Source organism: Saccharomonospora sp. CUA-673, assembly GCF_001942305.1.
Lineage (GTDB): Bacteria > Actinomycetota > Actinomycetes > Mycobacteriales > Pseudonocardiaceae > Prauserella.
On the sequence record NZ_MKKE01000011.1, the window covers coordinates 242484 to 268468 of the forward strand.

At 70.8% G+C, this 25985-nt stretch carries 22 protein-coding genes, 4 pseudogenes and 1 riboswitch; of the genes and pseudogenes, 13 read left to right on the forward strand and 13 right to left on the reverse strand.

Annotated features, from left to right (window positions below):
- Positions 1-9: 9 nt before the first annotated feature.
- From BJF85_RS07265 to BJF85_RS07275, 3 genes and pseudogenes are all read left to right on the forward strand, one after another.
- The gene (locus BJF85_RS07265; RefSeq protein ID WP_075846333.1) at positions 10-861 is read left to right on the forward strand and encodes a DegV family protein; all 852 of its coding nucleotides are present in this window, start codon (positions 10-12) and stop codon (positions 859-861) included.
- A 174-nt stretch (positions 862-1035) separates the two neighbouring features.
- Entirely contained in the window at positions 1036-1971 is a 936-nt protein-coding gene (locus BJF85_RS07270; RefSeq protein WP_255375463.1) for a ComEA family DNA-binding protein, read from the forward strand.
- Positions 1972-2096: 125 nt separating this feature from the next.
- Positions 2097-4475: pseudogene (locus BJF85_RS07275) on the forward strand (ComEC/Rec2 family competence protein).
- Between the two features lie 40 nt (positions 4476-4515).
- Here BJF85_RS07275 and thrC read toward each other — a convergent pair.
- The gene (gene thrC, locus BJF85_RS07280; RefSeq protein ID WP_075846269.1) at positions 4516-5778 is read right to left on the reverse strand and encodes a threonine synthase; all 1263 of its coding nucleotides are present in this window, start codon (positions 5776-5778) and stop codon (positions 4516-4518) included.
- Between the two features lie 13 nt (positions 5779-5791).
- Positions 5792-5924, reverse strand: a riboswitch (SAM riboswitch).
- A gap of 74 nt (positions 5925-5998) precedes the next feature.
- On the opposite strand from thrC, the pseudogene holA reads away from it, so the two are divergent.
- Positions 5999-7017, forward strand: a pseudogene (gene holA, locus BJF85_RS07285) (DNA polymerase III subunit delta).
- Positions 7018-7145: 128 nt separating this feature from the next.
- Here the strand turns inward: holA and rpsT are convergent.
- Entirely contained in the window at positions 7146-7406 is a 261-nt protein-coding gene (gene rpsT / locus BJF85_RS07290) for a 30S ribosomal protein S20 (RefSeq protein ID WP_075846270.1), read from the reverse strand.
- A 233-nt stretch (positions 7407-7639) separates the two neighbouring features.
- Between rpsT and BJF85_RS07295 the strand changes: the two genes are divergently transcribed.
- Both BJF85_RS07295 and lepA read left to right on the forward strand, forming a co-directional pair.
- Positions 7640-8044 carry a VOC family protein gene (locus BJF85_RS07295; RefSeq protein WP_075846335.1) on the forward strand — a complete coding sequence of 135 codons (405 nt, stop codon included), beginning with the start codon at positions 7640-7642 and terminating at the stop codon, positions 8042-8044.
- A 108-nt stretch (positions 8045-8152) separates the two neighbouring features.
- Complete coding sequence (gene lepA, locus BJF85_RS07300; RefSeq protein ID WP_075846271.1) at positions 8153-10021, forward strand: translation elongation factor 4; 1869 nt, start codon at positions 8153-8155, stop codon at positions 10019-10021.
- A gap of 88 nt (positions 10022-10109) precedes the next feature.
- Here lepA and BJF85_RS07305 read toward each other — a convergent pair whose 3' ends face one another.
- Entirely contained in the window at positions 10110-10322 is a 213-nt protein-coding gene (locus BJF85_RS07305; RefSeq protein WP_075846272.1) for a hypothetical protein, read from the reverse strand.
- A 286-nt stretch (positions 10323-10608) separates the two neighbouring features.
- On the opposite strand from BJF85_RS07305, the gene BJF85_RS07310 reads away from it, so the two are divergent.
- Complete coding sequence (locus BJF85_RS07310; RefSeq protein ID WP_075846273.1) at positions 10609-11661, forward strand: nitronate monooxygenase family protein; 1053 nt, start codon at positions 10609-10611, stop codon at positions 11659-11661.
- A 94-nt stretch (positions 11662-11755) separates the two neighbouring features.
- Here the strand turns inward: BJF85_RS07310 and BJF85_RS07315 are convergent.
- Positions 11756-12793 (reverse strand): annotated as a pseudogene (locus BJF85_RS07315) (alpha/beta fold hydrolase); the annotation flags it as partial.
- A gap of 111 nt (positions 12794-12904) precedes the next feature.
- Positions 12905-13870, reverse strand: coding sequence for a zinc-binding dehydrogenase (locus BJF85_RS07320; protein ID WP_075846275.1), 966 nt, complete (start codon positions 13868-13870; stop codon positions 12905-12907).
- A gap of 32 nt (positions 13871-13902) precedes the next feature.
- On the opposite strand from BJF85_RS07320, the gene BJF85_RS07325 reads away from it, so the two are divergent.
- From BJF85_RS07325 to BJF85_RS31240, 5 genes and pseudogenes are all read left to right on the forward strand, one after another.
- Positions 13903-14136, forward strand: a complete 234-nt coding sequence (locus BJF85_RS07325; RefSeq protein WP_075846276.1) for a hypothetical protein — start codon at positions 13903-13905, stop codon at positions 14134-14136.
- Positions 14137-14146: 10 nt separating this feature from the next.
- A complete protein-coding gene (locus BJF85_RS07330; protein ID WP_075846277.1) occupies positions 14147-14569 on the forward strand; it encodes a ribonuclease domain-containing protein in 423 nt (140 codons plus the stop codon).
- A pseudogene (locus tag BJF85_RS07335) lies at positions 14566-14945 on the forward strand (barstar family protein). The gene BJF85_RS07330 and the pseudogene BJF85_RS07335 overlap by 4 nt, the downstream one beginning before the upstream one ends.
- Positions 14946-15012: 67 nt before the next feature.
- On the forward strand, positions 15013-15852 hold the full coding sequence (locus BJF85_RS07340) for a phosphatidylinositol-specific phospholipase C/glycerophosphodiester phosphodiesterase family protein (RefSeq protein WP_075846278.1): 840 nt from the start codon (positions 15013-15015) through the stop codon (positions 15850-15852).
- Positions 15853-16118: 266 nt separating this feature from the next.
- The gene (locus BJF85_RS31240; protein ID WP_075846279.1) at positions 16119-16349 is read left to right on the forward strand and encodes a UTRA domain-containing protein; all 231 of its coding nucleotides are present in this window, start codon (positions 16119-16121) and stop codon (positions 16347-16349) included.
- Between the two features lie 4 nt (positions 16350-16353).
- On the opposite strand, the gene BJF85_RS07350 is transcribed toward BJF85_RS31240, so the two are convergent.
- The 8 genes from BJF85_RS07350 to BJF85_RS07385 all read right to left on the reverse strand — a co-directional run bounded on the left by BJF85_RS07350 (position 16354) and on the right by BJF85_RS07385 (position 24086).
- Entirely contained in the window at positions 16354-17121 is a 768-nt protein-coding gene (locus BJF85_RS07350) for an enoyl-CoA hydratase-related protein (RefSeq protein ID WP_075846280.1), read from the reverse strand.
- 41 nt (positions 17122-17162) lie between these two features.
- Positions 17163-17924, reverse strand: a complete 762-nt coding sequence (locus tag BJF85_RS07355; protein WP_075846281.1) for a sirohydrochlorin chelatase — start codon at positions 17922-17924, stop codon at positions 17163-17165.
- Positions 17921-19216: a sulfate adenylyltransferase subunit 1 gene (locus tag BJF85_RS07360; RefSeq protein WP_075846282.1), complete on the reverse strand. Its 1296-nt coding sequence runs from the start codon at positions 19214-19216 to the stop codon at positions 17921-17923. The genes BJF85_RS07355 and BJF85_RS07360 overlap by 4 nt, the downstream gene beginning before the upstream one ends.
- Before the next feature lie 2 nt (positions 19217-19218).
- Positions 19219-20139 carry a sulfate adenylyltransferase subunit CysD gene (gene cysD / locus BJF85_RS07365; protein WP_075846283.1) on the reverse strand — a complete coding sequence of 307 codons (921 nt, stop codon included), beginning with the start codon at positions 20137-20139 and terminating at the stop codon, positions 19219-19221.
- Positions 20140-20150: 11 nt separating this feature from the next.
- On the reverse strand, positions 20151-20855 hold the full coding sequence (locus BJF85_RS07370; RefSeq protein ID WP_075846284.1) for a phosphoadenylyl-sulfate reductase: 705 nt from the start codon (positions 20853-20855) through the stop codon (positions 20151-20153).
- The gene (locus tag BJF85_RS29820; RefSeq protein ID WP_075846285.1) at positions 20852-20980 is read right to left on the reverse strand and encodes an Insertion element protein; all 129 of its coding nucleotides are present in this window, start codon (positions 20978-20980) and stop codon (positions 20852-20854) included. Before BJF85_RS29820 ends, BJF85_RS07370 begins: the two co-directional genes overlap by 4 nt.
- Before the next feature lie 29 nt (positions 20981-21009).
- Positions 21010-22692, reverse strand: a complete 1683-nt coding sequence (locus BJF85_RS07380; RefSeq protein ID WP_075846286.1) for a nitrite/sulfite reductase — start codon at positions 22690-22692, stop codon at positions 21010-21012.
- Between the two features lie 533 nt (positions 22693-23225).
- Positions 23226-24086, reverse strand: coding sequence for a hypothetical protein (locus BJF85_RS07385; protein WP_075846287.1), 861 nt, complete (start codon positions 24084-24086; stop codon positions 23226-23228).
- A gap of 182 nt (positions 24087-24268) precedes the next feature.
- Between BJF85_RS07385 and BJF85_RS07390 the strand changes: the two genes are divergently transcribed.
- Complete coding sequence (locus BJF85_RS07390; RefSeq protein ID WP_083666050.1) at positions 24269-25984, forward strand: carbon starvation protein A; 1716 nt, start codon at positions 24269-24271, stop codon at positions 25982-25984.
- Position 25985: the final 1 nt, after the last annotated feature.

The window sequence follows — 25985 nt, forward strand, 5'->3', positions numbered from 1 at the left end:
GTGGCGCACGTGCCCGTCGCCGTCGTCACCGACACCACCGCCCACCTGCCCGAAGGCTTCGCCGAACGACTCGGCATCCGGGTCGTGCCGCTGCACGTGCTCGTCGACGGTGCGCCCGCTCCGGGTGGCGCCGAGTTCGGACCGGAGGAGCTGGCCGACGCGTTGGCGCACAAGCGCATCGTGACGACCTCACGGCCGACCCCGGGAGAGTTCGCGTCGACGTTCCGCGCCGCCCTCGACGCCGGCGCCGACGCGGTCGTGTCGATCCATCTGTCGAAACGGCTGTCGGGCACGTGGGAGGCGGCGGTCCTGGCGGCCCAGGAGGTCGGGTCCGAGCGGGTGCGGGTGGTCGATTCGCGGACGACCGCGATGGGCCTCGGGTTCGCCGCGATCCACGCCGCCACCGCCGCCCGGGACGGCGCGGACGCCGTGGCCGTCGAGGAAGCGGCGACGGCGACGGCGACACGGTCGCGCACGTTGTTCGTGGTCGAGACGCTCGAACATCTGCGGCGGGGCGGCCGGATCGGCCACGCCGCCGCGCTGCTCGGGACGGCGTTGCTGGTCAAACCCGTGCTGCACATGGAGGGCGGGGAGATCACCCCGCTCGAGAAGGTGCGGACCACGAACAGGGCGATGGGACGGTTGGTCGCCCTCGCCGAGGAGGCCGCCGGTGACGAGCGGGACGTCGAGGTCGCCGTGCACCACCTGGCCGCCCCGGAGCGCGCGGCCGAGCTCGCGACGCGCCTCGAGGAGCGGCTGCCCACCTCGAGCGGGTGTGTCGTGACCGAGCTGGGTGCCGTGATCGGCGCGCACACCGGCCCCGGTGTGCTGGGTGTCGTCGTGCAACGTCCGGTCACCTGAGCCAGGTCTGTCCGAGCGGCCCCGGTGGGTGGGGCAGGGCATCGTAGTGGGCCCCGCCGACAGTCCCGGTTCGTCCGGGCGTGTGCGGCGTGAGTTGTCCACAACGCCCCGCTTGTCCACAGAATGCGAGATTGCCACTGCCGTGTGCGTCGCTGTGTTCCTAGCGTCGAGCGTGTGTTCGAGCAGACAACGCAGAAGCAAGGTCGGGACGGTACGACGCAGCGTCGGCTCGCCGACATCACCGACATCGCAACCGACACCGACAGTGCCGAGGGGACCGGCGGCACCGACGCTGCCGAGATTTCGCCGGAGGCCCGTGATCCGGTCGGTGGGCGAGTGGGTCGCTGGGCGGAACGATGGCTCCCACCGCGCGTCGCCGACGTCCTCGGCGACATGCCTGTGCGGATGCGGCCGCGTAATTCCGGTCCGCGACGGCGGCGCGTCGCCCTGAGCGTGGTGGCGGGGATCGCGGTCGCGTTGGGGGCCGTGGTCGTCGTGCTGGTGGGTCGGCCGTCGAGCGAGGCGCCGCCACCGTTGCCGGTGGCGCACGAGCAACCCGCGAGCCCGGCGGCCACTCCGGAGCCCGACCCCGATGCCGGAACCGAGGACGCCGCGGTGGACCCCGGCCCCGAGGGCGATTCCGAACCCGACGAGCTCGTCGTCAGCGTCGTCGGCAAGGTGCGCGAACCCGGACTGGTCACCCTGCCCGCGGGCGCGCGGGTGGCCGAGGCGGTCGAGGCCGCAGGCGGCCCGCGGCCCGGGGCCGATCTGCTCTCGGTCAACCTCGCCCGCAAGCTCGTCGACGGCGAACAGCTCTACGTCGACGTGCCCGTGCCGCCGGGAATGGAGCCCCAGCCCGGTGACGGCGCCGAGGACGGGTCCGCTGTGGACGGTGCGGACGGCGACGGCGACGGCGGTCTCGTCTCGCTCAACTCCGCGGACCAGGACGAACTCGAGACGTTGTCGGGCGTGGGGGAGGTGACCGCGCAGCGGATCATCGAATGGCGCACCGAGCACGGCGGGTTCACCGCGATCGAGGAACTGCGTGAGGTCGACGGCATCGGCGACAAGAAGTTCGAATCGCTGCGCGAGCACGTGAGCGTCTCGTGACGGCCCGGCTCGGCACGGCCGCGGACGTGCGGGCGGCCGCGCGCGGGGAGGACGGCAGGCGACCGCGCGACCTGCGGCTGGTGCCCGCGGCGCTCGCCGTGTGGGCGGGTGCGCTCGCGGGGCTGATGTGGGGCTGGGCGGCCGCGCTGGGGGCCGGTGTGGCGGCGGTGGTCGCCGGAGCCTGCTGTGCGGCCGCTGCCGAACCCGCGATGTCGTCGGCGCCCGCCCGCGGTTGCTGCCCGCGGCGCTGGCCCTGCTCACCTGCGGCCTGCTGGTGGCGGGCCCGCTGTCGGTGCGGCTCCACGCCGCCGAACACGATCCGATGCGCGCCGTCGCGGACGACGGGGCCACCGCCGACCTGCGGGTGGAGTTGCGGGAACGCCCGCGTCCACTGCGCACCGACACCGACGACGGCCTGGGCGCGGACTCGGTCGCCGACGAACGCCGCTCGGTGCTCGTCCCGGTCGAGGTCGTCGCGGCCCGCAGCCGCGGTGACGTCGTACCGAGCACCGGTCGCATGCTGGTGATCGCGCCAGCCGCAGGGTGGGGCGAACTGCTGCCCGGACAGCACGTGAGCACCGAGGCGTCGATGGCGCCGGCCCGGCCGGGGGAGCTGACCGTGGCGGTCGGTTACGTGCGCGGCCCGCCGGAACGGGTCGGCCCCGCGTCGTGGTGGCAACGGGGTGCGGCATCGCTGCGGGAGGGCCTGCGCGAGGCCTCGTCCGTGCTCGGTGACAGCGACGGCACCGGAGGCGTCAGCGACGAGGCGGGTCTGCTGCCCGGCATCGTCACCGGTGACACGAGCGGACAGTCCCAGCAGGTCCGCCAGGACTTCCTCGACTCGGGCCTGTCCCACCTGACGGCCGTGAGCGGGACCCACGTGGCGATCGTGTGCGGCGCGGCCCTGCTGCTGGCGCGACTGCTGCGCTGCGGTCCCACCGGTTCGGCGTGCGTGGCGGGCGTGGTGCTCGTCGGCTTCGTGGTGATGGTGGGTTACCAGCCCAGCGTCCTGCGGGCCGGCGTGATGGGTGCCCTGGCGTTGGCGGCGCTCGTGCTCGGCAGACGCCGCTCGGCCGTGCCCGCGCTGGCCGTGGCGGTCTGCGTCCTGGTGCTCTACGACCCGGCGATGGCGACGAGCATGGCGTTCACGTTGTCGGTGGTCTCGACCGCCGGTCTGGTCTTCCTCGCCCCGCGCTGGGCCGCGTCACTGGGCCGGCGTGGCGTCCCACCCGGCGCGGCCGAGGCGCTGGCGGTGCCGGTCGCGGCGTTCCTGGTGACGGTGCCCGTGCTCGCCGGCATGGTCGGCGAGATCAGCATCGTGTCCGTCGTGGCGAACCTGCTGGCCACGCCCGTCGTGGCACCGGTCATGGTGCTCGGCGTGCTGGCCACGGCCGTGGCGCCGCTGTGGCTCGGCGCGGCGAGGTACTGGTGCACCTCGCCGGACCCGGCGTGAGTTGGCTGCTGTGGGTCGCCCGGTACTCGGCGGCCGTCCCGGGCGCGTCGTGGACTGGCCACCCGGGTGGTCGGGCGGTCTGCTCGCGGCGGTGGTCACGGTCGCAGCGGTCGGCGCGCTGCGGTACCGCCCCGCGCGGATCGTTGTCGCGGTGGCCGTGGTCGCCGTGCTGATCGCGCTCGCGAGCGTGCGCGTGGTGGCACCCGGCTGGCCGCCCACCGGATGGTCGGTCGTGGCCTGCGACGTCGGACAGGGCGACGGGCTCGTGCTGTCCACCGGCGAACCCGGCCGCGCGGTCGTCGTCGACACCGGACCCGAACCCGGATCGCTCGGCGGCTGCCTGGATCGGCTGGGTGTCGAGCGCGTGCCGCTCGTGCTGATCACCCACCTGCACGCCGACCACTTCGGTGGGCTGTCGGCGGTGTTCGACGGCCGGGCCGTCGGCGCGGTCGGGGTGGGACAGGGCCGGACGCCGTCGTGGGCGTGGCGCGCGGTCGTCGACGAGGCCCGCGCGAATCGGGTGCCGGTCGTCGAGCTCAACGTCGGCGAGCAGGTGCGCTGGAACGAGCTGACGCTGGACGTGCTCGGTCCGCATTACGTCGCACCGGCGGCGCGCGAGGAGGCGGGCGACGGGACGGAGCACACGGAGTCCAGCGCGGACGGCACGGCGGTCAACGATGCCTCGGTGGTGGCTCGGGCCTCGACCCCCGCCGGGCGGGTGCTGCTGACCGGGGACATCGAGCTGGCCGCGCAGAGCGACCTGCTGGCACGTGGGGTCGACGTGGAGGCGGAGATCCTGAAGGTTCCGCACCACGGCAGCAGGCACACCCACCACGAGTTCCTGACAGCGGTGCGTGCACGGGTCGCGCTGGTCAGCGTGGGCGCCGACAACACCCACGGTCATCCGAACGACGAGATCATCCGCACCCTTCGCGGCGACGGTGCGCTGATCGCCCGCACCGACGAGGGAGGTGACATCGCGGTCGTGCCGGACCCCGACGACGGGGAGCGCGGACCCCATGTCGTGCGACGGGGCCCCGACCGGCGTTGACCACCGATCAGGGCCCCGTGCGCGGACGTGGGGGTCGGGCTCAGCTGCCCAGGACCTCGTTGACCGCGGCCGCCGACGGCGGGACGGTCGCCTTCGGGCCGACCCGGTCCTCGACCGCGTCGAGGGTCTTCAGACCGTCGCCGGTGATCAGCAGGACCGTCTCGGCGTCCGGGTCGATCTTGCCGGCCTCGATGAGCTTCTTCGCCGTCGCGACCGTCACGCCGCCCGCGGTCTCGGTGAAGATGCCCTCGGTGCGCGCCAGCAGACGGATGCCCTCGACGACCTCCTCGTCCGAGACGTCCTCGATCGCCCCGCCGGTGCGGTTGACCGTGTCGAGCACGTACGGACCGTCGGCCGGGTTGCCGATCGCCAGCGACCGCGCGATCGTGTCCGGCTTCACCGGCTGCACGACGTCGTGACCGTTGCGGAACGCGGCCGACACGGGGGAGCAGCCCGTGGCCTGCGCACCGAAGATCGTGTACGGCGAGTCGTCGACCAGGCCCAGCTGTGCCAGCTCCTTGAAGCCCTTGTCGACCTTCGTCAGCTGCGAACCGGAGGCGATCGGGACGACGATCTGCTCGGGCAGTCGCCAGCCCAGCTGCTCGGCCACCTCGTAGCCGAGGGTCTTCGAACCCTCCGAGTAGTAGGGCCGGACGTTGACGTTCACGAACGCCCAGGACTCGTGCTCGGCGGCCAGCTCGGTGGCCAGTCGGTTGACGTCGTCGTAGTTGCCGTCGACCGCGAGCAGTGCACCGTCGTACACCGCCGTGGTGAGGATCTTCGCGCGCTCGAGCGACGACGGGATCAGCACCACGGACTGCCAGCCCGCACGGGCGGCGGCCGCGGCCACGGCGTTCGCGAGGTTGCCGGTCGACGGGCACGCGAGCGTGTCGAAACCGAACTCGCGCGCCGCGGCCAGCGCCACGGCGACCACGCGGTCCTTGAACGAATGGGTCGGGTTGCCGGTGTCGTCCTTCACCCAGAGACGCTTCACGCCGAGCGCCTTCGCGAGGTTGTCGGCACGCACCAGCCTCGTACAGCCCGGTTCGGTGTTCGGGATCTCCTCGACGTTCGAGGGCACCGGAAGCAGCTTCTTGTAACGCCAGATGTTGCGCGGCCCGGCCTCGATGTCCTCCCGGCGCACCCGGCCGAAGTCGTAGGCGACCTCGAGCGGCGAGAAGTCTTCGGCGGACACGAACTCCGGCGCCAGTGGCTGCCGGTGCCCCTCTTCCTTCGACACCAGTTCGACGGCCGGACCGAGGTCGACGGCGCGCGTGGTGGAGGTTGTGAGGGCTGCGGTCATCGCGAGGTTCCTTTCCTCATCTGCCCCGCTGGCACGGGTCGGAATTAGCACCGTTGTCGTCAGCTACCTCGCGGGATCGAGATGACAGGCTGACGCCGGTTGCCGGGGCTTCGCAGGGCCGTTCCCTCTGCCCCTCTTGATGAGCGGTATTCGATTGTCGGCCGTATGCCTGCGCGGCGCGTTGTGCGTCCAGCCTAGGCCATCGGGTTCGGCGGCTGCCATGCCTGTGCGGTCCGGATCACCGTGGGATGATCGGCGTGTGACAGCTTCCCCCGCCCCCGGATCGCCGCTTCACCTCGTGCTCGGCGACGAGGATCTCCTCGTCGACCGTGCCGTGCAGGCTGCCGTCGACGCCGCGCGGAAGGTGGACGCCACGGCGGAGCTGACCCGCACCAAGGTCTCCGACATCACCCCTCCTGAGCTGGCAGAACTCGTCAGTCCGTCGCTGTTCAGCGAGGGCCGGGTGATCGTCTTGGAGCAGGCCCAGGACATCGGACAGGAGCTCGCCGACGCCGTCGGCGGGTATCTGAAGGACCCCGCCGACGGCATCACGCTCGTCGTCGTGCACTCCGGCGGCGGCCGCAGCAAGGCCGCGAAATCGCTGCCGGCGGCACTGCGGAAAGCCGGCGCCGAGGTCACCGAATGCCCGAAGATCACCAAACCGGCTGAACGGGAGTCGTTCGTTCGGGCCGAGGTCAAGCGCGTGGGCGGCCGGATCGACGCCGCCGGTGTGTCCGCGCTCGTCGACGCGGTTGGCTCCGACCTGCGGGAACTGTCGTCGGCGGCCACTCAGCTGGTCGCGACTCCGGTGGGCGGATCGACGAGGAGGCGGTGCGCCGGTACCACCGCGGGAAGGCGGATGTCACCGGCTTCCTCGTCGCGGAGAAGGCCGTCGGCGGCGACCGCGCGGCCGCGCTCGAGACGCTGCGGTGGGCCCAGCAGATCGGGGTGCCGCACGTGCTGATCGCGGACGCCCTCGCCGACGCCGTCCGCACCGTCGCCCGCGTGTCCGCAGCGGGCCGGGGGAACCCGAACCAGTTGGCCGGCGAGCTCGGTATGCCGCCGTGGAAGATCCGCAAGGCGCAGGGGCAGACCCGCGGCTGGAGCGCCGGCGGTCTCGCGGAGGCGATGCGCACCGTCGCGCGTGTCAACGCCGAGGTCAAGGGCGCCGCCGCCGACCCCGACTACGCCCTGGAACGCGCCGTCCTCGACGTCATCGGTGCGAAGGAATCGCGCTGAACCGCCAACACCGCGACACAGGCTGCCAACACGGCGACGCGAACTGCTGACACGGCGACGTGGGGTGCTGACACGACTGAGGCCCGGTTCCCTGTGGGAACCGGGCCTCAGTGGTCACGAGGGGAAGCTCAGAGCTTGTTCACGCGCTGGGCCATGGCCGACTTCTTGTTCGCGGCCTGGTTCTTGTGGATGACGCCCTTGCTGGCGGCCTTGTCGAGCTGGCGGCCCGCGGCCTGCTGCAGCGTGACGGCCTTGTCCTTGTCACCGGACTCGGCGGCCTCGCGGAACTTGCGGATCGAGGTCTTCACCGCGGACTTGACGGCCTGGTTGCGCTGACGGCGCTTCTCGTTGGTCTTGATGCGCTTCATCTGCGACTTGATGTTTGCCACGGGGGCACTCCTTCGGTTCATGCGGCCGCCACGATCGGCGGTGCGGATTCGCGATTCGTCGCCGCGCTCGTGTCGGCACCGGCTGAGCCGGTCTTCCTCCCTGGCGGAATGCCGCACGGCAACGATCGTCAAGCCTAACAGCCCTGGTCGGAGGGCCTGCGGCCAGGGCGCTCGCCCGCGTCCGGGGCGCTGAATCATGAGACATCGTGGGCGATCGTGAGACGCTGCCGGGCATGGACGTGCTCAGTAGTCGCATCCTGCTCATCCCGGCCGACCGCGAGGTCACGACGTCGTTCTACCGCGACACGCTGGGGCTCGCCGTGTACCGGGAGTTCCCGGGCGGCACGGTGTTCTTCACCGGCGGCGGCCTGCTCGAGATCGTCGGCGAGACCGGCGAGACCGGCACCGTGTCGGACCCGCCGCGCAAGGACATGGCGCTGTGGCTGCAGGTGCGGGACGTGACGGCGGAGCTCGCGGCGCTGCGTGCGCGGGGCGTCGAGCCGGATCGGGACGTGCAGCGCGAGCCGTGGGGCCTGGACGAGGCGTGGCTGCGCGATCCGGACGGCGTGCGCATCGTGCTGGTCGAGATCCCCGCCGACCACCCGCTGCGGGCCGACGTGCGCGCCGATCCCCGGTGACGGCATGGGACGATGGGGACGGCCAGACATGCCTCGGGCATGCCGAGTACCCCGCGTGCGACAGCCTCGTGCTGGAAGCCCGGAGTCCCTGACCGATCGAGGAACCGAGTGACACAGAATCGTCCGTCCGCCGAGAAGACGTTCACGCCGCCGGAGTTGATCCGCAACTTCTGCATCATCGCCCACATCGACCACGGAAAGTCGACGTTGGCCGACCGGATGCTGCAGCTGACCGGTGTGATCGAGCAGCGGGCGATGCGCGATCAGTACCTCGACCGCATGGACATCGAACGCGAGCGCGGCATCACGATCAAGGCGCAGAACGTCCGCCTGCCGTGGAGCGTCGACGGCGGTGACCACGTGCTGCACCTCATCGACACCCCGGGCCACGTCGACTTCACCTACGAGGTCTCGCGTGCGCTGGAGGCGTGTGAGGGCGCGATCCTGCTGGTCGACGCCGCGCAGGGGATCGAGGCGCAGACGCTGGCGAACCTGTATCTCGCGCTCGACAAGGACCTGCACATCATCCCGGTCCTGAACAAGATCGACCTGCCCGCCGCGGACCCGGACAAGTACGCGGCCGAGCTCGCGCACATCATCGGTTGCGAGCCGACCGACGTGCTGCGCGTGTCGGCGAAGACGGGGGAGGGTGTCGAGGATCTGCTCAACGAGGTGGTGCGGCAGGTGCCCCCGCCCGTGGGCGAGGCCGACTCCCCGGCGCGCGCGATGATCTTCGACTCGGTCTACGACACCTACCGCGGCGTGGTCACCTACATCCGTGTCGTCGACGGCAAGATCACCCCGCGCGAGAAGATCCGCATGATGTCGACCGGCGCGACGCACGAACTGCTCGAGGTCGGCGTGATCTCGCCCGATCCGAAGCCGTCGGAGGGGCTCGGGGTCGGCGAGGTCGGCTACCTGATCACCGGTGTGAAGGACGTCCGTCAGTCGAAGGTCGGCGACACCGTCACCTCGGAACGGCGGGGCGCCGAGCAGCCGCTGACGGGCTACCGCGAACCGCAGCCGATGGTGTTCTCCGGGCTGTACCCCATGGACGGGTCCGACTACCCGGTGTTGCGCGACGCGCTCGACAAGCTCCGGCTCAACGACGCGGCGTTGTCGTACGAACCCGAGACGTCGGTGGCGCTCGGCTTCGGCTTCCGCTGCGGCTTCCTCGGACTGTTGCACCTGGAGATCACCCGGGCGCGGCTGGAACGGGAGTTCGGCCTGAACCTCATCTCCACGGCGCCGAACGTGGTCTACGACGTGTTCCTCGACGACGGCACCGAGCACGTCGTCACCAACCCGTCGGACTGGCCCACCGCCGGCAAGATCGCCGAGGTGCACGAACCGATCAGCAAGGTCACGATCATCGCGCCGTCGGAGTTCGTCGGCGCGATCATGGAGCTGTGTCAGAGCAAGCGCGGCACCCTGCTCGGCATGGACTACCTGTCCGAGGACCGGGTGGAGCTGCGCTACCACCTGCCGCTGGCGGAGATCATCTTCGACTTCTTCGACTCGCTGAAGTCGCGCACCCGCGGCTACGCCTCGCTGGACTACGAGGAGGCCGGCGAGCAGACCTCCGATCTGGTCAAGGTCGACATCCTGTTGCAGGGCGAGGCGGTGGACGCGTTCTCGGCGATCGTCCACAAGGAATCGGCCTACACCTACGGCAACAAGATGGCCAAGCGGCTGCGCGAACTCATTCCGCGCCAACAGTACGAGGTGCCGATCCAGGCGGCCGTCGGTTCGCGGATCATCGCGCGCGAGACCATCCGCGCGATCCGCAAGGACGTGCTCGCCAAGTGCTACGGCGGTGACATCAGCCGGAAGCGCAAGCTGCTGGAGAAGCAGAAGGAAGGCAAGAAGAAGATGAAGACCGTCGGTCGGGTCGAGGTGCCGCAGGAGGCGTTCGTCGCCGCACTGTCCACAGACGACAATGCCGACGCCAAGGACAAGGGCAAGGGCAAGAAGTAGCGCCCCCGCGGGGGAATTCCCGCGCAGGAACCGGTCAGGGCCGCACGATCCAGGAGATCGTGCGGCCCTGACCGGTTGTGATGGGAGATCAGCTCACGCCGAGCAGGATCGCCAGCGCGTCCACCACCGACGCCGACGTCGCGGCGACCGTCTCGTCGAGGTACTCGGCGATCGGGGCCAGCTCAGCGGCGGATGCCGTACCACCGAGGATGGCGAGCATCGGAACGGTCAGGGCGCCCACGGCCAGTCCACGCTTCGTCCAGCGCTTCGCGGTGCCCGGGGCGGTCTGCGTCTCGTTCATGTGTTCCTCTTCCTCTCGGTTGTCACGCGAAGTGTTCTCGCGTCTGCGCAGCAGCCTGCACTGGTCCGAACGGCAGCAACAAGGTTCATCCGAGAGGCTTAGCGAGCCCGAAACGCGGGGTCGCTCGGCGGGGTGACGACGGCAACGCCGGCGTTACGCTCTCCGGACATCCGTCACACGGTCGCGATCTTGGTCCGGCCGCCGTGGGGACAGCGGTGCGGGCGCGACCCGGGGCCCACCGAGTCCGCATCGAGGTGCGCCGCGGGCGGTTCGTACGATGAGGGCCATGTTCGAGTCCTTGCGCGTCCCGGTGGTCGCAGCGCCGATGGCAGGAGGTCCGTCCACTCCGGAGCTGGTCGCTGCGGTCGCACGGGCGGGCGGGTTCGGATTCCTGGCCGGCGGCTATCTCACCGCGGCCACGCTCTCGGACCAGATCCACAAGACCCGGGAGACGGCGGGGGAGACGTTCGGCGTCAACCTGTTCGTGCCCGGGGTGCGGAGCATGGTGAACGTGACGCCGTACATCGAGCGGCTGCGCGGCGACGCCGAGCGGTACGGCGTCGAGCCGGGCCCGGGCCGGTGGGACGACGACGGCTACGCGGCGAAGCTCGACCTGCTCGTCGACGAACGTGTCCCGATCGTGTCGTTCACGTTCGGCACTCCCGTGGCCTCGGACGTCGAGCGCCTGCACGAGGTCGGCACGCGCGTGTCGGTGACCGTCACGACGCCGGCGGAGGCGCGCGAGGCCGCGGCCGCCGGCGCCGACATGCTGTGCGTCCAGGGCTTCGAGGCGGGCGGGCACCGCGGCGTGTTCGACGACGACCCCACGCAGGACGCGGGCGGGGCGCTGCTGGGGCTCCTGGCGGCGCTGCGGCTCGTGCGCGCCGAGACGGACCTGCCGCTCGTGGCCGCCGGTGGTCTGGTCCACGGCGCCGACGTGGCCGCGGTCCTGACCGCCGGAGCCGTCGCGGCCCAACTGGGCACGGCGTTCCTGCGGGCCGAGGAGGCCGGTACCAACGCCACGTATCGCGCGGCCCTGGACGCGGCGGGTCGGGACACGGCGATCACCCGCGCGTTCAGCGGCCGGCCCGCGCGCGGCCTGGAGAACCGGTTCCTGCGGGAGAACTCGGCCAACGCGCCGGCGTCCTACCCGCAGCTGAACAACATCACCAAGCCCATCCGGGCCGCCGCGACGGCGGAAGGCGACCCGGAGGCGATGTCGCTGTGGGCGGGCCAGACCTACACCCACGCCCGAACGGCCCCGGCCGCGACCCTCGTCGACGAACTCGCCGCGCAGGCCCGCGAGGCGCTTGCCGCGACGTCCCGCCGCCTCGGCTGAGCGGGGCCCGCACACGAACGGCCAGGCCGGGACGAGGAACCTCGTCCCGGCCTGGCGTTTGCGTGTCGAACGGGTCAGCCGACGCGCCGGCCAGTGCGGGCCTTCGGGTACGCCGCGAGGTGCTCTCCAGGCTCTGGGCGGCCATCGCGCTGGTCGCGAAGTAGCCGAGCGCCTGGGCGAGCCCGTGCGGGTCGTCCAGCTGGGGCAGGTGTCCCCAGTCGTCGCGGACCAGGAGCCTGCTGTGCGGCACGAGCGAGTGCAGGCGTTCGCCTGCGGTCGTGTTGACCAGCCGGTCCCGGCCGCACGCGACGGCGAGTAGCGGCAGCATGATGCGGTCGAGCTCGTAGGCGTCCTCGAGCTCGGTGAGCAGGCCGGCGGCCTGCTCGAGCCGTTCGGTCGTCGCCTTGAAGTCGGGGAACAGCTCGACGAACCGGGACACGTGCTCGTCGGTGGCGTTGCGCGAGTCGGCGTACAGCAGTCGCGGGACGACCTGCTGGGCCACGGTACGCACGAGGAAACGCGGCACCGGCACGGGCAACGACGAGGCGAGCCTCCGGGTCAACGAGTTGCCTGCGACGCCGCGCAGCAGCCACGAGTCCGACAGTCCGGGCGCGCCGATGGAGGTGACACCCGCCAGCGGCAGGTCGGCGTTCTGCGCCGCGCGCAGGGCCGTCGTGCCGCCGAGCGAATTGCCGACGAGCACGACTCCGCCGAGGGCGGACTGGTCGCGCACGACGGCCTCGGTGAAGGTGTCGTACTGGGGCAGGACGGCGCCGGGGCGCAGCGCCCCGGCCTCGCCCGAGCCGGGCAGGTCGACGGCCACGGCCGACACGCCCAGGTGGGCCAGTTCGGTCAGGACGGGCCGCCAGGTGTCGGCGCTGTCGCAGAAGCCGTGCAGCAGCACGAGGCGGGGCTCGTGGCGCCTGCGGTCGTCGGAGCGTCTGCGGAAGCGTCGGCCTGCGGGCCGTTCCACGGGTCGGGGTCCGGTTTCGAGGATGCGGGTCGAGTATCCGCCGAACCGGCGGTACCCGGCCCGGATATCGATGTCCGGGCCGGGTCCGGTGATGCCGTCCAGGTCCGGAGACTCCTCTCGGGGTGAGGAGTCTGATGCTTCCCGCTGGGATGCGATCATGACTCCAGGCTAAGCACAGATGGCCCAATCGCGACCCGTAACGAATGTCACGAACCGATATCGTAACAGAGCGTCGCGGTCATTTCCCCTGGTCGGCGGCGGTTATCGGGATTAACGGGTGAGGACGATCTTACCCGCTGTCCTACCTTCGAGCATGTCCTCGAAACCCTTCCGGGCGTCCTCGAACGGCAGCTCGGACCCGACCTGGGGGCGGATGCCGGCCAGGGCGGTGTAGGCGAGCAGATCGGCCAGCTCGTCCCGGGTTCCCATCGTCGAGCCCGCCACGCGCAGCTGGAGGAAGAACAGCCGCTGCAGGTCGGCGCTCGCGTCCGGGCCGCTGGTCGACCCGCACACCACGATGATCCCGCCCGGCTTGAGCGACTTCATCGAATGCGCCCAGGTGGCCTTGCCGACCGTCTCGAACACGGCGTCGACCCGCTCGGGCAGGCGCGCGCCCGGCTCGAACGTCTGGTGCGCGCCGAGCCGCTCGGCCAGGCCCCGCTTCTCCTCGGAACGGCCGGTGACCCATACGCGGATGCCCGCGGCGCGGCCGAGCTGCACGAGCGCGGTGGACACCCCGCCCGAGGCGCCCTGCACGAGCATCGTCTGACCCGGGCGCAGACCCGACTTGACGAACAGCATGCGGTAGGCGGTCAGCCACGCGGTGCCCATCGTCGCGGCCTCGGTCATCGACAGGCCGTCCGGCTTCGGCACGGCGTTGCGGGCGGGCACGACGACGGCGTCGGCGAAGGTGCCTTGGAACTTCTCGGTCAGCAGGGTGCGCTTGGGGTCGAGCGTGTCGTCCCCGCGCCACGACGGGTCGTTGACCACCGAGTGGATGACCACCTCGGTGCCGTCGTCGAGCACGCCCGCACCGTCGCAGCCCAGGATCATCGGGAACTGCTCTTCCTTGATTCCGACGCCGCGCAGGGTCCAGATGTCGTGCATGTTCAGGCTGGCGGCCTTGACGTTGACCTTCACCCAGCCTTCGGGGATCTCCGGGTCGGGGCGCTCGCCCACGACGAGCGAGGCCAGGGGGTCGTCGGCATTGGCTTCGTTGGCATAGACGGCGAACATGGCGCCAACCTACCTGCAGTAGGCTCTCGGTTGTGTTCGACGGAGTTGCCCGCTGGTGGGACGGGTTCGAGCTCTGGCTCGCGCAGCAGTGGTTCCCCGTCCAGTTCATGCTGGTCGTGGCCGTGCTGCTGCCGCTGTGTGTCGGCCTGACGTGGCTGCTCCGTCTCGGTGTGGACGTCGTGCTGACCCTGCCCGGCCGCCTGCGGCGCGGTCGCGGAGACGCGGCGACGTCCGAGCAGGCCCGGCGTGGCCGCCGGGTTTCCTAGGGAGGCGCGCGTGTTCTCGCGCAGGCGTATCAGTGTGGCGTTGGTCGGGCTCGTGCTGCTCGCGCTCGGCGGCTGGCTCGTGGGCCAGTTCACCTCGGACGGAGGCGAACCGGGCGGGGACGGTAGCGTGCCCGGCGCGGATTCGGGCCTCGAGGTGGTCGCGCTGGCCGATCTGCCTCCCGAAGCCGAGGAGACGTGGGAGCTCATCCAGAAGGGTGGGCCGTTCCCGTATCCGCACCGGGACGACACGGTCTTCGGCAACCGGGAGCAGTTGCTGCCGCAGGAACCATCCGGCTACTACCGCGAGTACACGGTCGAGACGCCGGGCAGCGACGATCGCGGCGCGCGGCGGCTCGTGGCCGGTAGCGAACAAGAGCTGTACTACACCAACGACCACTACGAATCGTTCGTGGTCGTCGACACCCGGACATGACTGTGACATCGACTCCGAACCCCGACAGTGGTGCGCTCGTCGCCGAGGCGAAGGCGCGCGGCGCGTTCACCTACGTGCTCGACGGAAGCGCACTGACCGACAAGGCGGCCACCCTCGGCGCGATCGCCGGGCTGCTGCGCTTCCCCGAGCACTTCGGCCGCAACCTGGACGCGCTCTACGACTGTCTGACCGACCTGTCGTGGCTTCCCGCGGGGGAGCACGTGCTCGTGTGGGTCGGCGCGAACGCGTTGAAGGACTCCGACCCGCGGACGTACCTGGCGGTGCACGGCACGCTGTCGGACGCCCAGCGGCGCTCGGCGCGGGCGGCGAGCGGGCGGCGAGCCGCCGGTTCACTGTTCTGCTGGCCGATTCCTGACGTTCGCCCGGCCGACACGCGCGCCCGATTCGATCAAGCTCCCACCGCATCGACGTGAGGAGCCCGAATGCACGCGTCCCGTGTCGCCGTCGTGACCGCGCTGGCGGCGGTGCTCGCCCTGGTCGCGCCCGGCGCCGCCCACGCGGCCGCCGCGCCGCGCGCGGACCTCGGTGAGCCGCTGGCCCAGGCGCACGCGCACAACGACTACGAGCACGACCGTCCCCTGTTCGACGCGCTCGAACACGGCTTCACGAGCGTCGAGGCGGACGTGTGGGCCGTCGGCGACGAGCTGATGGTCGCCCACGACTTCTGGGAGATCCGCCCCGAACGCACGCTGCGCAACCTCTACCTGGACCCGCTGCGGGAGCTCGTCGACGGCGGTTCCGAGGTGTATCCGGGCTGGGACGGCCAGTTCCAGCTGCTCGTCGACATCAAGAGCGCCGGACCGCGCACATGGGCGCTGCTCGAGGAGCAGCTGGCCGAGTACGAGGACATGTTCGTGTCGTACTCCGACGGCCAGGTGCAGCCGGGTGCGATCCAGGCCGTGGTGAGCGGCAACCGGCCGCTCGACGACATGGCCGCCGCCGACGAGCGCCTGTCGTTCTACGACGGCAGGGCCGGCGACCTCGGCGGCGACCTGCCTGCCGACCTGATGCCGCTGGTCAGCGACAACTGGTCGAACGTCTTCGACTGGAACGGCGAGGGCCCGATGCCCGAGGACGAGCGGGCGCGGCTGCACGAGATGACCGAACAGGCCCACGAGGCCGGTCAGCGCCTGCGGTTCTGGGCCACGCCCGACGCCGAGGGCGAGGCCCGCACGGCCGTGTGGACCGAACTCCGCGAGGCCGACGTCGACCACATCAACACCGACGACCTCCCCGGCCTGCAGGACTTCCTGAGCAACTGAGCCCGGCCGACCGAGGCCGGTGGAGCAACGGGAGCGCCGCGTCCGCGGCTGTGCGGGCGCGGCGCTCGCGCGTCGAGACGTGTTCGTGCGTTCGCCCGCGCAGATCCGCCCCGCCGTGCTCGACATCGCCGAGGGCGACGAGGTGACCGTGCGCGATCGGATCGTGTGCGCCGACGACGTGGCCGTTCAGCTGGCGCAGAGCCGCATCCCGCGCGTGTACACGCGCGGGATGCGGATCGAGGAGGCCGACACGGGCGACGGCGAGCATGTACGCGCGGCTCGAGGAGTCCGGGCGTCGCGTCGCCTCGTTCGCCGAGAAGGTGGGTTCGCGAATGCCGACCCCCGAGGAGGCGTCCCGCTTGCAGCTCGGCCAGGGCGTCACGGTCCTGACGGTGGCGCGCGTGGCCTACGCCCAGGACGGCACGCCCCTCGAGGTCAACGACATGGTCCTACCCGCCGACCGGTGCGAGCTGACCTACGAGTGGACGGCCGACTGAGGGGTCACGGAACCCAGCGGGGTGGGCGCTTCTCCGCGAACGCGGCGATGCCCTCCTGGCCCTCGTCGCTCGCGAAGTAGTGGGCCGACACGGCCTGCTTCTGCTCCAGTTCGGACCCGATCGTGCGGCCGCGTTCGCCGTGCAGCAGTTCCTTCGTCGCCGCCAGCGCCGTCGGCCCGCCGCGCACCAGCGAGCCGACGTACGCGTCGACCTTCGCGTCCAGTTCGGCGGCCGGCACGGCGGCGTTGAGCAGTCCGATGTCGACGGCGCGGGCGGCGTCGAACGTGTCTCCGGTGAGGAACAGCTCGTGCGCGGCGCGCGGCGCGAGCCGCGGCAGCACGGTCACCGAGATCAGCGCGGGCACGACGCCGATGCGCACCTCGGTGAACGCGAACGTGGCGTCGTCGACGGCGACCGCGATGTCCGCGGCCGCCACCATGCCCACCCCGCCCGCGCGCGCCGGGCCGGCGAGCCTCGCGACCACCGGCTTCGGACTCGTCCAAAGCTGTTCGAGAATGGCGGGGAAGCCGTTGACACCCTGATCGTCCGAACCCGCGCCCTTGGCCTCCTTCAGGTCCATCCCGGCGCAGAACACCGGACCGGTGTGGGTCAGCACGATCACGCGCGCCTGCTCCTCGTCGATCGCCCGTGTCAGGGCGGCGGTGAGTTCACGGCGCAGCTGCGCCGACAGGGCGTTGCGGTTGTGCGGCGAGTCGAGCGTGATCGTCGCGACGCCGGCCTCGAGGTCGTATTGGACGAGTTCGTCAGCCATGCGGACCACCTTGGCACACCGGGTGGTGCTGCCCGTGCGGGTCAGGCGGTGCGGGTGGCGGCGGCTCGGGCTTCGACGTAGCGGTCGAGCACGACGTCGGCGACGCGGGGGTCGGTGCCCAACGGGGCCGCGACGACACAGCCGGGGGCGGACTGCGCCGCGAGCTCGGCGATACGGTCGGGCAGCAGGCCCGGTGCGAAGAACCACGCGGCGACCGCGAACCGGCGTGCGCCGCGGGCCCGCAGCTTCGCCACGGCAGCGGGCACGTCCGGGCGGGCGGTGCTGGCGAACGCGGCCGTCACCCGTGCCGCCGTCGCACCCTCCCAGGAGCGCGCGATACGGGCCACGACGTCGTTCGCGGGGGCGTGCGACGACCCGACGGCCGTCAGCACGACACCGAGCTCCGGATCGTCCAGATCGGCACCGGTCTGGGCCAGCCGGTCGCGGGTCACGTCCTCGAGCAGCGGGTCGGGACCCAGCACGTCCGACACCGTCACCGACAGGCGCGGCAGGCGCGCGGTGACCTCGTCGACGAGCGCGGGCAGATCGACCCGCGCGTGGTAGGCGTGCCCGAGCAGCAGGGGCACCGCCACGACGTGCCGGTGCCCCTCGGCGTGCAGCGCGGTGAGCGCATCGCCCACCGACGGATCGGACAGGTCGAGGAACGCCACGCGCACGTCACGTCCCTCGCCCCGGCCGCGCACCACCTCCGCGAGCGCCCGCACGGTGGCCGCGGACCGGGGGTCCCGGCTGCCGTGCGCGACGATCAGCAGAGGCGGGTGCGCCGCCGGAACCGACGTCACTGGCCCTCGGGCTCCGTGACGCCCTTGAGCTGGCTGAACCGGTGCCCGACCAGGCCGGCGGCGAGCGTGTCGCCGTCCTTGGGGTCGATCACGATGAACGCACCCGTACGCGGGCTCACGGTGTAGTCGTCGACCGGGAGCTGCTCGGACAGCCGCAGGCTGACGTTGCCGATCTCGTTGAGATCCAGCTTCGCCGGAGCGTCCACGATGGACAGCGTCTGCTCGTCGAAGCGCGCGTTGAGCTCCTCGACCATCGCCTGCACCGTGCGCGTGCCCTGCTTGATCAGCACGCGCGCACCCGGCTCGAGCGACTTGCTCGACAGCCAGCACAGGGCGGCGGTGAACTCGTCGGTGACCTGCGGGGCGTTCTCGCTCGCGGCGATCACGTCGCCGCGCGTGATGTCCAGGTCGTCGGCGAGGACCAGCGTGATCGACTTACCCGTGCCGGCCTCGTCGAGCTGGGCGTCGGCCGTGTCGACCGACTCGACCGTCGACTTCAGACCCTGCGGCAGCACCACGACCTCGTCCCCGGGACGCACCGTGCCGGCCGCGATCTGACCCGCGTAGCCCCGGTAGTCCGGGTACTCGGGCGTGCGCGGACGGATCACGTACTGAACCGGCAGGCGGAACGGCGCCTCGTGCGGGTCCGGGGCCACCGGCACCTGCTCGAGGTGCTCGAGCAGCGTGGGGCCGGAGTACCACGGCGTGTTGTCCGACTGGCTGGCCACGTTGTCGCCCTGCAGGGCGGACACCGGGATGGCCAGCACCGTGCCCTCCGCGTAGCCCAGCGACGCGGCGTGCGTGCTGAACTCCTTGGCGATCACGGTGAACGCGGCCTCGTCGTAGTCGATGAGGTCGACCTTGTTCACCGCCAGCACCAGCCGCGGCACACCCAGCAGCGCCAGGACGGCGGCGTGCCGGCGGGTCTGCTCGACGACGCCCTTGCGCGCGTCGACCAACAGCACGCCCAGCTGCGCCGTGGACGCGCCCGTGACCGTGTTGCGGGTGTACTGGACGTGACCCGGGGTGTCGGCGAGCACGAAGCTGCGCTTGGGGGTCGCGAAGTAGCGGTAGGCCACGTCGATCGTGATGCCCTGTTCCCGCTCCGAACGCAGACCGTCCACCAGCAGCGACAGGTCGGGGGTCGACATGCCGCGGTCGACGCTGGCGCGCTCGACGGCGTCCAGCTGGTCGGCGAGCACCGACTTGGTGTCGTAGAGCAGCCGGCCGACGAGCGTGGACTTGCCGTCGTCGACGCTGCCCGCCGTGGCGAGCCTCAGCAAAGAGCTCATGGTTAGAAGTACCCCTCCCGCTTGCGGTCTTCCATGGCGGCCTCGGAGATGCGGTCGTCGGCGCGCGTGGCGCCCCGCTCGGTGAGCCGGCTGGCCTGCACCTCGGCGATGACCTCCTCGACCGTCGACGCGGTCGACTCGACGGCGCCGGTGCACGAACCGTCACCGACGGTGCGGTATCGCACGGTCAGCTCGTGGACGTCCTCGTCCTCGCGCGGACCGCCCCACGGGCCCTCGGTGAGCCACATGCCGTCGCGCTTGTACACCTTGCGCTTGTGCGCGTAGTAGATCGAAGGGAGCTCGACCTCCTCGCGCGCGATGTAGTTCCAGACGTCGGCCTCGGTGAAGTTCGACAGCGGGAACACCCGGACGTGCTCACCCGGACGGTGCCGCCCGTTGTAGAGGTTCCACAGTTCGGGGCGCTGCCGGCGCGGGTCCCACTGGCCGAACGCGCTGCGGAGGCTGAAGATGCGCTCCTTCGCGCGGGCGCGCTCCTCGTCACGGCGTCCGCCGCCGAACACGGCGTCGAACTTGTTGTCCGTGATCGCCTCGAGCAGCGGCTGGGTCTGCAGCGGGTTGCGGGTGCCGTCGGGGCGTTCGACGAGCCTGCCGTCGTCGATGTAGTCCTGCACGCTCGCCACGACGAGACGCAGGCCGTACTTCTCCACCACGCGGTCACGGAAGTCGATGACCTCGTCGAAGTTGTGGCCCGTGTCGACGTGCAACAGCGGGAACGGCACGGGGGCGGGCCAGAACGCCTTGATGGCCAGGTGCAGCAGCAGCGTGGAGTCCTTGCCGCCGGAGAAGAGGATCACGGGACGGTCGAACTCGCCCGCGACCTCCCGGAAGATGTGAATGGCTTCCGACTCCAGCGCGGCGAGATTGTCGCGCGCAGCGTCGGCCGCGGCCTCAAGTGTGGTCATGACATCCTTCCTCAGGCGTGCAGCCCGCACTCAGTCTTGGACTTGCCGGCCCAGCGACCACTGCGTGGGTCGGCGCCCGGCGCCACCTTCGCGGTGCACGGGGCGCAGCCGATCGAGAGGTACCCCTCGCCGACCAGCGGATTCTGCAGGATCCCGTGTTCGTCGATGTAGCCGTTGAACTCGTCGTCGGTCCATGCCGCGATCGGGTTCACTTTCACCAGGCCATTGCGATCGTCCCATGTCACGATCGGCGTGTTCGCCCTGGTGGGTGCATCCACTCGGCGAACCCCGGTGATCCAGGCCGAGTAATTCGACAGGGTGTTTCGCAGCGGAACGACTTTACGCAGGTGGCAGCACTGGGCGGGGTCGCGGTCGTGCAGTTTCGGACCGTACTCGGCGTCCTGTTCCGCGACGCTCTGCTCGGCCTGCGCGTTCACGATGCGCACATCCGGGTAGATCGTCGCGACCGCGTCGCGCACGCCGAGTGTTTCCGCGAAATGATAGCCCGTTTCGAGAAAAAGAACATCGATGTCTGTTTTGACCTTGGTGACGACATCGATGAGAACGGCGTCCTGCATATTCGACGCGACGATGAGATCGTCGCCGAATTGCTCGACGGCCCACCGGATCGCCTCGTCCGTGGACGCGTCCGCCAGCTCCTCGGACGCCTTCTCGGCCAGCTCGCGGAGCTCGTCGCTCGTCCTGGTCGCGGTCATCGCTTTACCTCCGGAATCTGCAGTCCGACGAAGGACACCTTGAACACCCTCCGACAGGACGTGCACAGCCAAGCGCCGTCGTCTTCCGGACGGAGATCCTCGTCGGCACAGTACGGGCAGTGCATGGGTGCAGCCCTCGAGGGAGTGGCCTCACTCACTTCAGGTCTGCTTCCTCGGCCCGGGTGACCCACTGCGCGAACCGCTCGCCCTCGGTGCGCTGGTTCAGGTAATTCTTCACGACCCGCTCCACACAGTCGGTGAGCTCGGCGCTGGTGACCTTGTGACCACGTAGTTTACGGCCGAAGCCCGCGTCGAGTCCGAGGCCTCCGCCCAGATGCACCTGGAAGCCCTCCACCTGGTTACCCTCGGCGTCGGTGACGATCTGGCCCTTCAGGCCGATGTCGGCCACCTGGATGCGGGCGCACGAGTTGGGGCAGCCGTTCAGGTGCACCGACACCGGGTTCTCCAGGTCGCCCTGCAGGTCGGCCAGGCGGGTCTCCAGCTCGGCGACGAGGTCGGCGGCACGCTGCTTGGTCTCGACGATCGCGAGCTTGCAGAACTCGATCCCGGTGCAGGCCATCACGCTGCGCCGCCACGGGCTGGGCGTGGTGTCCAGTCCGGCGTCGGCAAGCTCGGCCTGGAGCGACTCGACCTCGGACTCCGGCACGTCGAGCACGACGAGCTTCTGCTGCGGAGTCAACCGCACGCGGCCCGAACCGGCCCGCTCGGCGGCCTTGGCCACCGACAGCAGCAGCGAACCCGACGCGCGGCCCGCGACGGGGGCACCGCCGACGTAGCGCAGCCCGTCGGTCTGCGGGTGGACGCCGATGTGGTCGATGGGACGCTCGGGCACCTCCGGCGCCGGACCGTCGACGAGCGTGCGGCCGAGGTACTCGCTCTCGAGAACCTCCCGGAACTTCTCCGCACCCCAGTCCTTGACCAGGAACTTGATGCGGGCGCGCGTGCGCAGCCGGCGGTAGCCGTAGTCGCGGAAGACGCTGATCACGCCTTCCCAGACGTCGGGCACCTCGTCGAGCGGCACCCACACGCCCAGGCGCTTGGCGATCATCGGGTTGGTCGACAGGCCGCCGCCGACCCACAGGTCGAACCCGGGCCCGCGGGTGGGGTGCTCGACGCCGACGAACGCGATGTCGTGGATCTCGTGCGCCACGTCCTGCTGACCCGAGATGGCGGACTTGAACTTGCGCGGCAGGTTCGCGAACTTCGGGTCGCCGACGTAGCGGCGCGTGATCTCCTCGATCGCGGGCGTGCCGTCGATGATCTCGTCGGTCGAGATGCCGGCCACCGGCGAGCCGAGGACGACGCGGGGGCTGTCGCCGCACGCCTCCAAGGTCGTCATGCCCGCGTCCTCGAGCTTCTGCCAGATCGTCGGCATGTCCTCGACACGGATCCAGTGGTACTGGATGTTCTGCCGGTCGGTGATGTCGGCCGTGTCGCGGGCGTAGGTCTGGGAGATCTCGCCGAGCACGGTCAGCTGCTGGGTCGTCAACGCACCGCCGTCCAGACGCACCCGCAGCATGAAGTACTCGTCGTCGAGCTCCTCCGGCTCGAGCGTCGCCGTGCGCCCGCCCTCGATCCCGGGCTTGCGCTGCGTGTACAGCCCGAACCAGCGGAACCGGCCGCGCAGGTCACCCGGGTCGATGCCCTCGAAGCCGGTGTGGGCGTAGATGTTCTCGATCCGCGCCCGCACGTTCAGCGGCGCATCGTCCTTCTTGGCACGCTCGTTGGGGTTGAGCGGCTCGCGGTAGCCCAGGGCCCACTGGCCCTCGCCGCGGCGCTGCTTCGGGCGGGTGGGTCGGCCTGTCTCGGCGGCCATGGCGGTGTCCTCCAGGGCGATCTGTTCGGGCGGTGCGGCGGGCCTCGTCGTCGAGACGCTGCGGTGTCGGCGTGGCTGTGCGCGGGTGTGCGGTTGTGGCTGAGGCACGGCGCGGACGGTTCGCCCGGGCTGGAGGAGAGACCCTGGTGGTGCGCCTGCCGGCGAGGACGGCGTCACACGTGGTGGTGCCGGCGCTGGCTGTCGGGTCGCCCGAAGGCCCGGAACGCGCTCGACCGCGGCGGGAGCGCGAAGGTCAGAACCGGCAGAGGCTGCTGGACACACGCAGGTAGTCGACGTGGCGTCGGACCACGAGCGCTACTCCGGTGGTTGTCACAGTCACGGGAACCATCGTGTCACGGGTTTCAAAAAACGGTCCAGGGGAGTCCGCATCGTGGGAGCAACGTCACCTGCACCGACACCGGAGGTGCTCCCGAGGGCCCCTTGGTCGCGCCCGCCCGTCGCCCGACCGCCGCCCCCCAATGGCGCGCTGACGCGCGGCTGCGCTCGATGCGACCAAGGGGCCCTCGGGAGTGTCACTTGGCGGAGTGGGGTGTCTCAGGATGTGGGTTGGTGGGTGCGTTCGGCGGCGCCGACGGCCGCGCGGCAGCCTTGGCCAGGCGGCGGTGCCTGCGCGTGCGGGCCAGCAGGCCCAGCGGCGGCAGGTCGGCGCCCGGTTCACCCGACCGGGCCGCCACGTGCAGCGCCCCGCGGGTGACCGTGCCGGACAGCGTCCACGTCTCCCAGCGTTCGAGGTCCGGCATCGTGTAGTCGTAGCCGAGCAGCAACGCCGCGCCGTCACCGAGTTGTCCACCGGCCAGGTTCCGCACCTGCGGCGCCGCCTCGCTCGCCGCCCCATCACCCGGCTCGCCGATGTCCACACAGTGCACGTCGGGGGCCGCGCCGCGGGCGCCCGTGACCGCCAACGCGTGCCGTGCGGGGTTCGTCCGCGCCGGCAGCGACGTCTCGGACACGTCCTCCACGCCCCCGACGTCGGCGCCCAGGCGCACGATGATCCGCGGCAACCACCACCAGTGCTCCCGGCGCAGCAGCACGCTGTCGGCCAGCGCCCGCGACGGCGGGTACTTCGCCAGCTCCTGATCGAGCAGCCCGTCGACGAACTCCTCGCCCTCGAGATCGTCGATGATCGTCACCGGCCCCGACCCGGCCACGCCCGGACGGTCGTCGAGCGAGCGCGAGTCGGTCACGGCGAACGTGGCGGCGCCTGCGGCGCGCAAGTCCGCGACCTCGTGGGCCCGCGCGTACGGCAACGCCACGCACACCGTCGACGACTCGACCAGCGGCGTCACGGCGATCGCCGCGGGGGTTCCGTCGGCGCCCGTCCAGCACAGTTCCGCCGTCACGGCTTTCCGCCACGCCTGCACCAACCGTGTCACGCCGGCCCCACTTCCACGTCGAAGGAACTCCCGAACCCGCGCCCCGAGGCCGCCCCGAGGGCCGTTCCGATAACACTGTGCCGAAGAACCACCTGTGGCTCTTACTTCCGACGCGCGGTGCTGTTACCGTCCCACGTCGCCTGACCACCGTGTCAACGTCGCTCACGGGAAGGGAACTGTCCATGCCGGCCATCGTGATGGTCCTGATCGTCGGGGTGCTCTTCTACCTCGGATATCGCTACTACTCCGGATATCTCGCCCGGCGGGTCTACGCGCTGGACGACAGCAGACCGACCCCGGCGCACGCGATGCGCGACGGGGTCGACTTCATCCCGACCAACAAGCACGTCCTCTTCGGACACCACTTCACGTCGGTGGCCGGTGCGGCTCCCATCGTCGGCCCGGCCATCGGCGTGTTCTGGGGTTGGGGGCCGGCGCTCGTGTGGGTCGTGGTGGGCACGATCTTCGCGGCGGGCGTGCACGACTTCGGCGCGATCGTCGTGTCGGTGCGACACAAGGCGCAGAGCATCGGCACCCTCACGCGCGAGGTGATCAACACTCGGGCGCGGGTGCTGTTCCTGCTGATCATCTTCTTCCTGCTGACGCTCGTGAACGCCGTGTTCTCGGTGGTCATCGCGAACCTGTTCGTGGCCAACCCCGAGGCCGTGCTGCCGATCCTGCTCGAGATCCCGTTGGCGATCGCGATCGGCCAGTACATCTACCGCACGCGCAGCGCGGCGCTGGTCCCGTCGATCATCGGCGTGATCGTGCTGTACCTGTCGATCCTGCTCGGCCAGATCATGCCGATCTCGCTCGCCGGCATCGCCGCCGAGGACGGGCTGTTCACCGAGCGCAACATCTGGATCATCCTGCTGTTCGTCTACACGTTCGTGGCCTCGCGCATCCCGGTGTGGGTGCTGTTGCAACCGCGCGACTACATCAACTCCCACCAGCTGTTCATCGCACTCGGCGTGATCGGGCTCGGGGTGTTGATCGGCTGGGACACGATCGTCGCGCCGATGGTCAACGACCAGTTGCCCGACAACTCGCCGAGCTGGTTCCCGCTGCTGTTCGTGACCATCGCGTGCGGTGCGATCTCCGGGTTCCACAGTCTGGTGTCGTCGGGGACGACGTCGAAACAGCTCGACAAGGAGACCGACGCGCGCTACGTCGGCTACTTCGGCGCGATCGGCGAGGGTTCGCTGGCGCTCGGCTCGATCCTGGCCTGCACCGCCGGCATCGTCGCCACCACCGCCGACTGGCACGCGGCCTATCCCGACTTCTCCACGGCCTCGGGTGATGCGACCGCGAACTTCGTCAACGGTGTCGGCCACTTCGCCAGCAACCTCGGGGTGCCGCATGCGACGGCGGTGGTCTTCGCCGCGGTCGTGGTGATCAGCTTCGCGGCGACCACAATGGACACCGGCGTGCGCTTGCAGCGCTACATCGTGCAGGAGATCGCCGAGATCGTGCGGATCCGGCCGGTCGCCCGCAACCTGACGCTGTCCGGTCTCATCGCGGTGCTGATCCCGCTGACGCTGGCGCTGCTGCCCGGCGGCGGCGACGACGGCTACACCTTCGGTGTGCTGTGGCAGCTGTTCGGCACGACCAACCAGCTCACCGCGGGTCTGGCACTGTCGGTCGTGGCGGTGTGGGTGACCAAGAACCGCCGCAACCCGATCGCCGTGCTGGTGCCGCTGGTGTTCCTCGTGTCGATGACCACGTGGGCGCTCATCGACAACCTCATCACGTTCGTGGCCGAGGGCGAGTGGGTCCTGGCGCCGCTCGACGCGATCATCTTCGTCCTCGCGGTCTGGCTGATCGTCGAGGCGGCGTTGGCGCTGCGGCGGGCGTGGGGCGTGGCCGCCGAGGAGCCCGACCGCACGGAGGTGTCGTAAG

Coding starts and splice junctions, on each gene's coding strand:
- BJF85_RS29820 (WP_075846285.1), bottom strand. CDS start 20,980: ATGCACTGCCCGTACTGTGCCGACGAGGATCTCCGTCCGGAAGACGAC.
- BJF85_RS31240 (WP_075846279.1), top strand. CDS start 16,119: ATGTACGCGCGGCTCGAGGAGTCCGGGCGTCGCGTCGCCTCGTTCGCC.
- BJF85_RS07295 (WP_075846335.1), top strand. CDS start 7,640: ATGGACGTGCTCAGTAGTCGCATCCTGCTCATCCCGGCCGACCGCGAG.
- BJF85_RS07360 (WP_075846282.1), bottom strand. CDS start 19,216: ATGAGCTCTTTGCTGAGGCTCGCCACGGCGGGCAGCGTCGACGACGGC.
- BJF85_RS07380 (WP_075846286.1), bottom strand. CDS start 22,692: ATGGCCGCCGAGACAGGCCGACCCACCCGCCCGAAGCAGCGCCGCGGC.
- BJF85_RS07320 (WP_075846275.1), bottom strand. CDS start 13,870: ATGTTCGCCGTCTATGCCAACGAAGCCAATGCCGACGACCCCCTGGCC.
- BJF85_RS07370 (WP_075846284.1), bottom strand. CDS start 20,855: ATGACCGCGACCAGGACGAGCGACGAGCTCCGCGAGCTGGCCGAGAAG.
- BJF85_RS07305 (WP_075846272.1), bottom strand. CDS start 10,322: ATGAACGAGACGCAGACCGCCCCGGGCACCGCGAAGCGCTGGACGAAG.
- BJF85_RS07390 (WP_083666050.1), top strand. CDS start 24,269: ATGCCGGCCATCGTGATGGTCCTGATCGTCGGGGTGCTCTTCTACCTC.
- BJF85_RS07340 (WP_075846278.1), top strand. CDS start 15,013: ATGCACGCGTCCCGTGTCGCCGTCGTGACCGCGCTGGCGGCGGTGCTC.
- thrC (WP_075846269.1), bottom strand. CDS start 5,778: ATGACCGCAGCCCTCACAACCTCCACCACGCGCGCCGTCGACCTCGGT.
- BJF85_RS07310 (WP_075846273.1), top strand. CDS start 10,609: ATGTTCGAGTCCTTGCGCGTCCCGGTGGTCGCAGCGCCGATGGCAGGA.
- cysD (WP_075846283.1), bottom strand. CDS start 20,139: ATGACCACACTTGAGGCCGCGGCCGACGCTGCGCGCGACAATCTCGCC.
- BJF85_RS07350 (WP_075846280.1), bottom strand. CDS start 17,121: ATGGCTGACGAACTCGTCCAATACGACCTCGAGGCCGGCGTCGCGACG.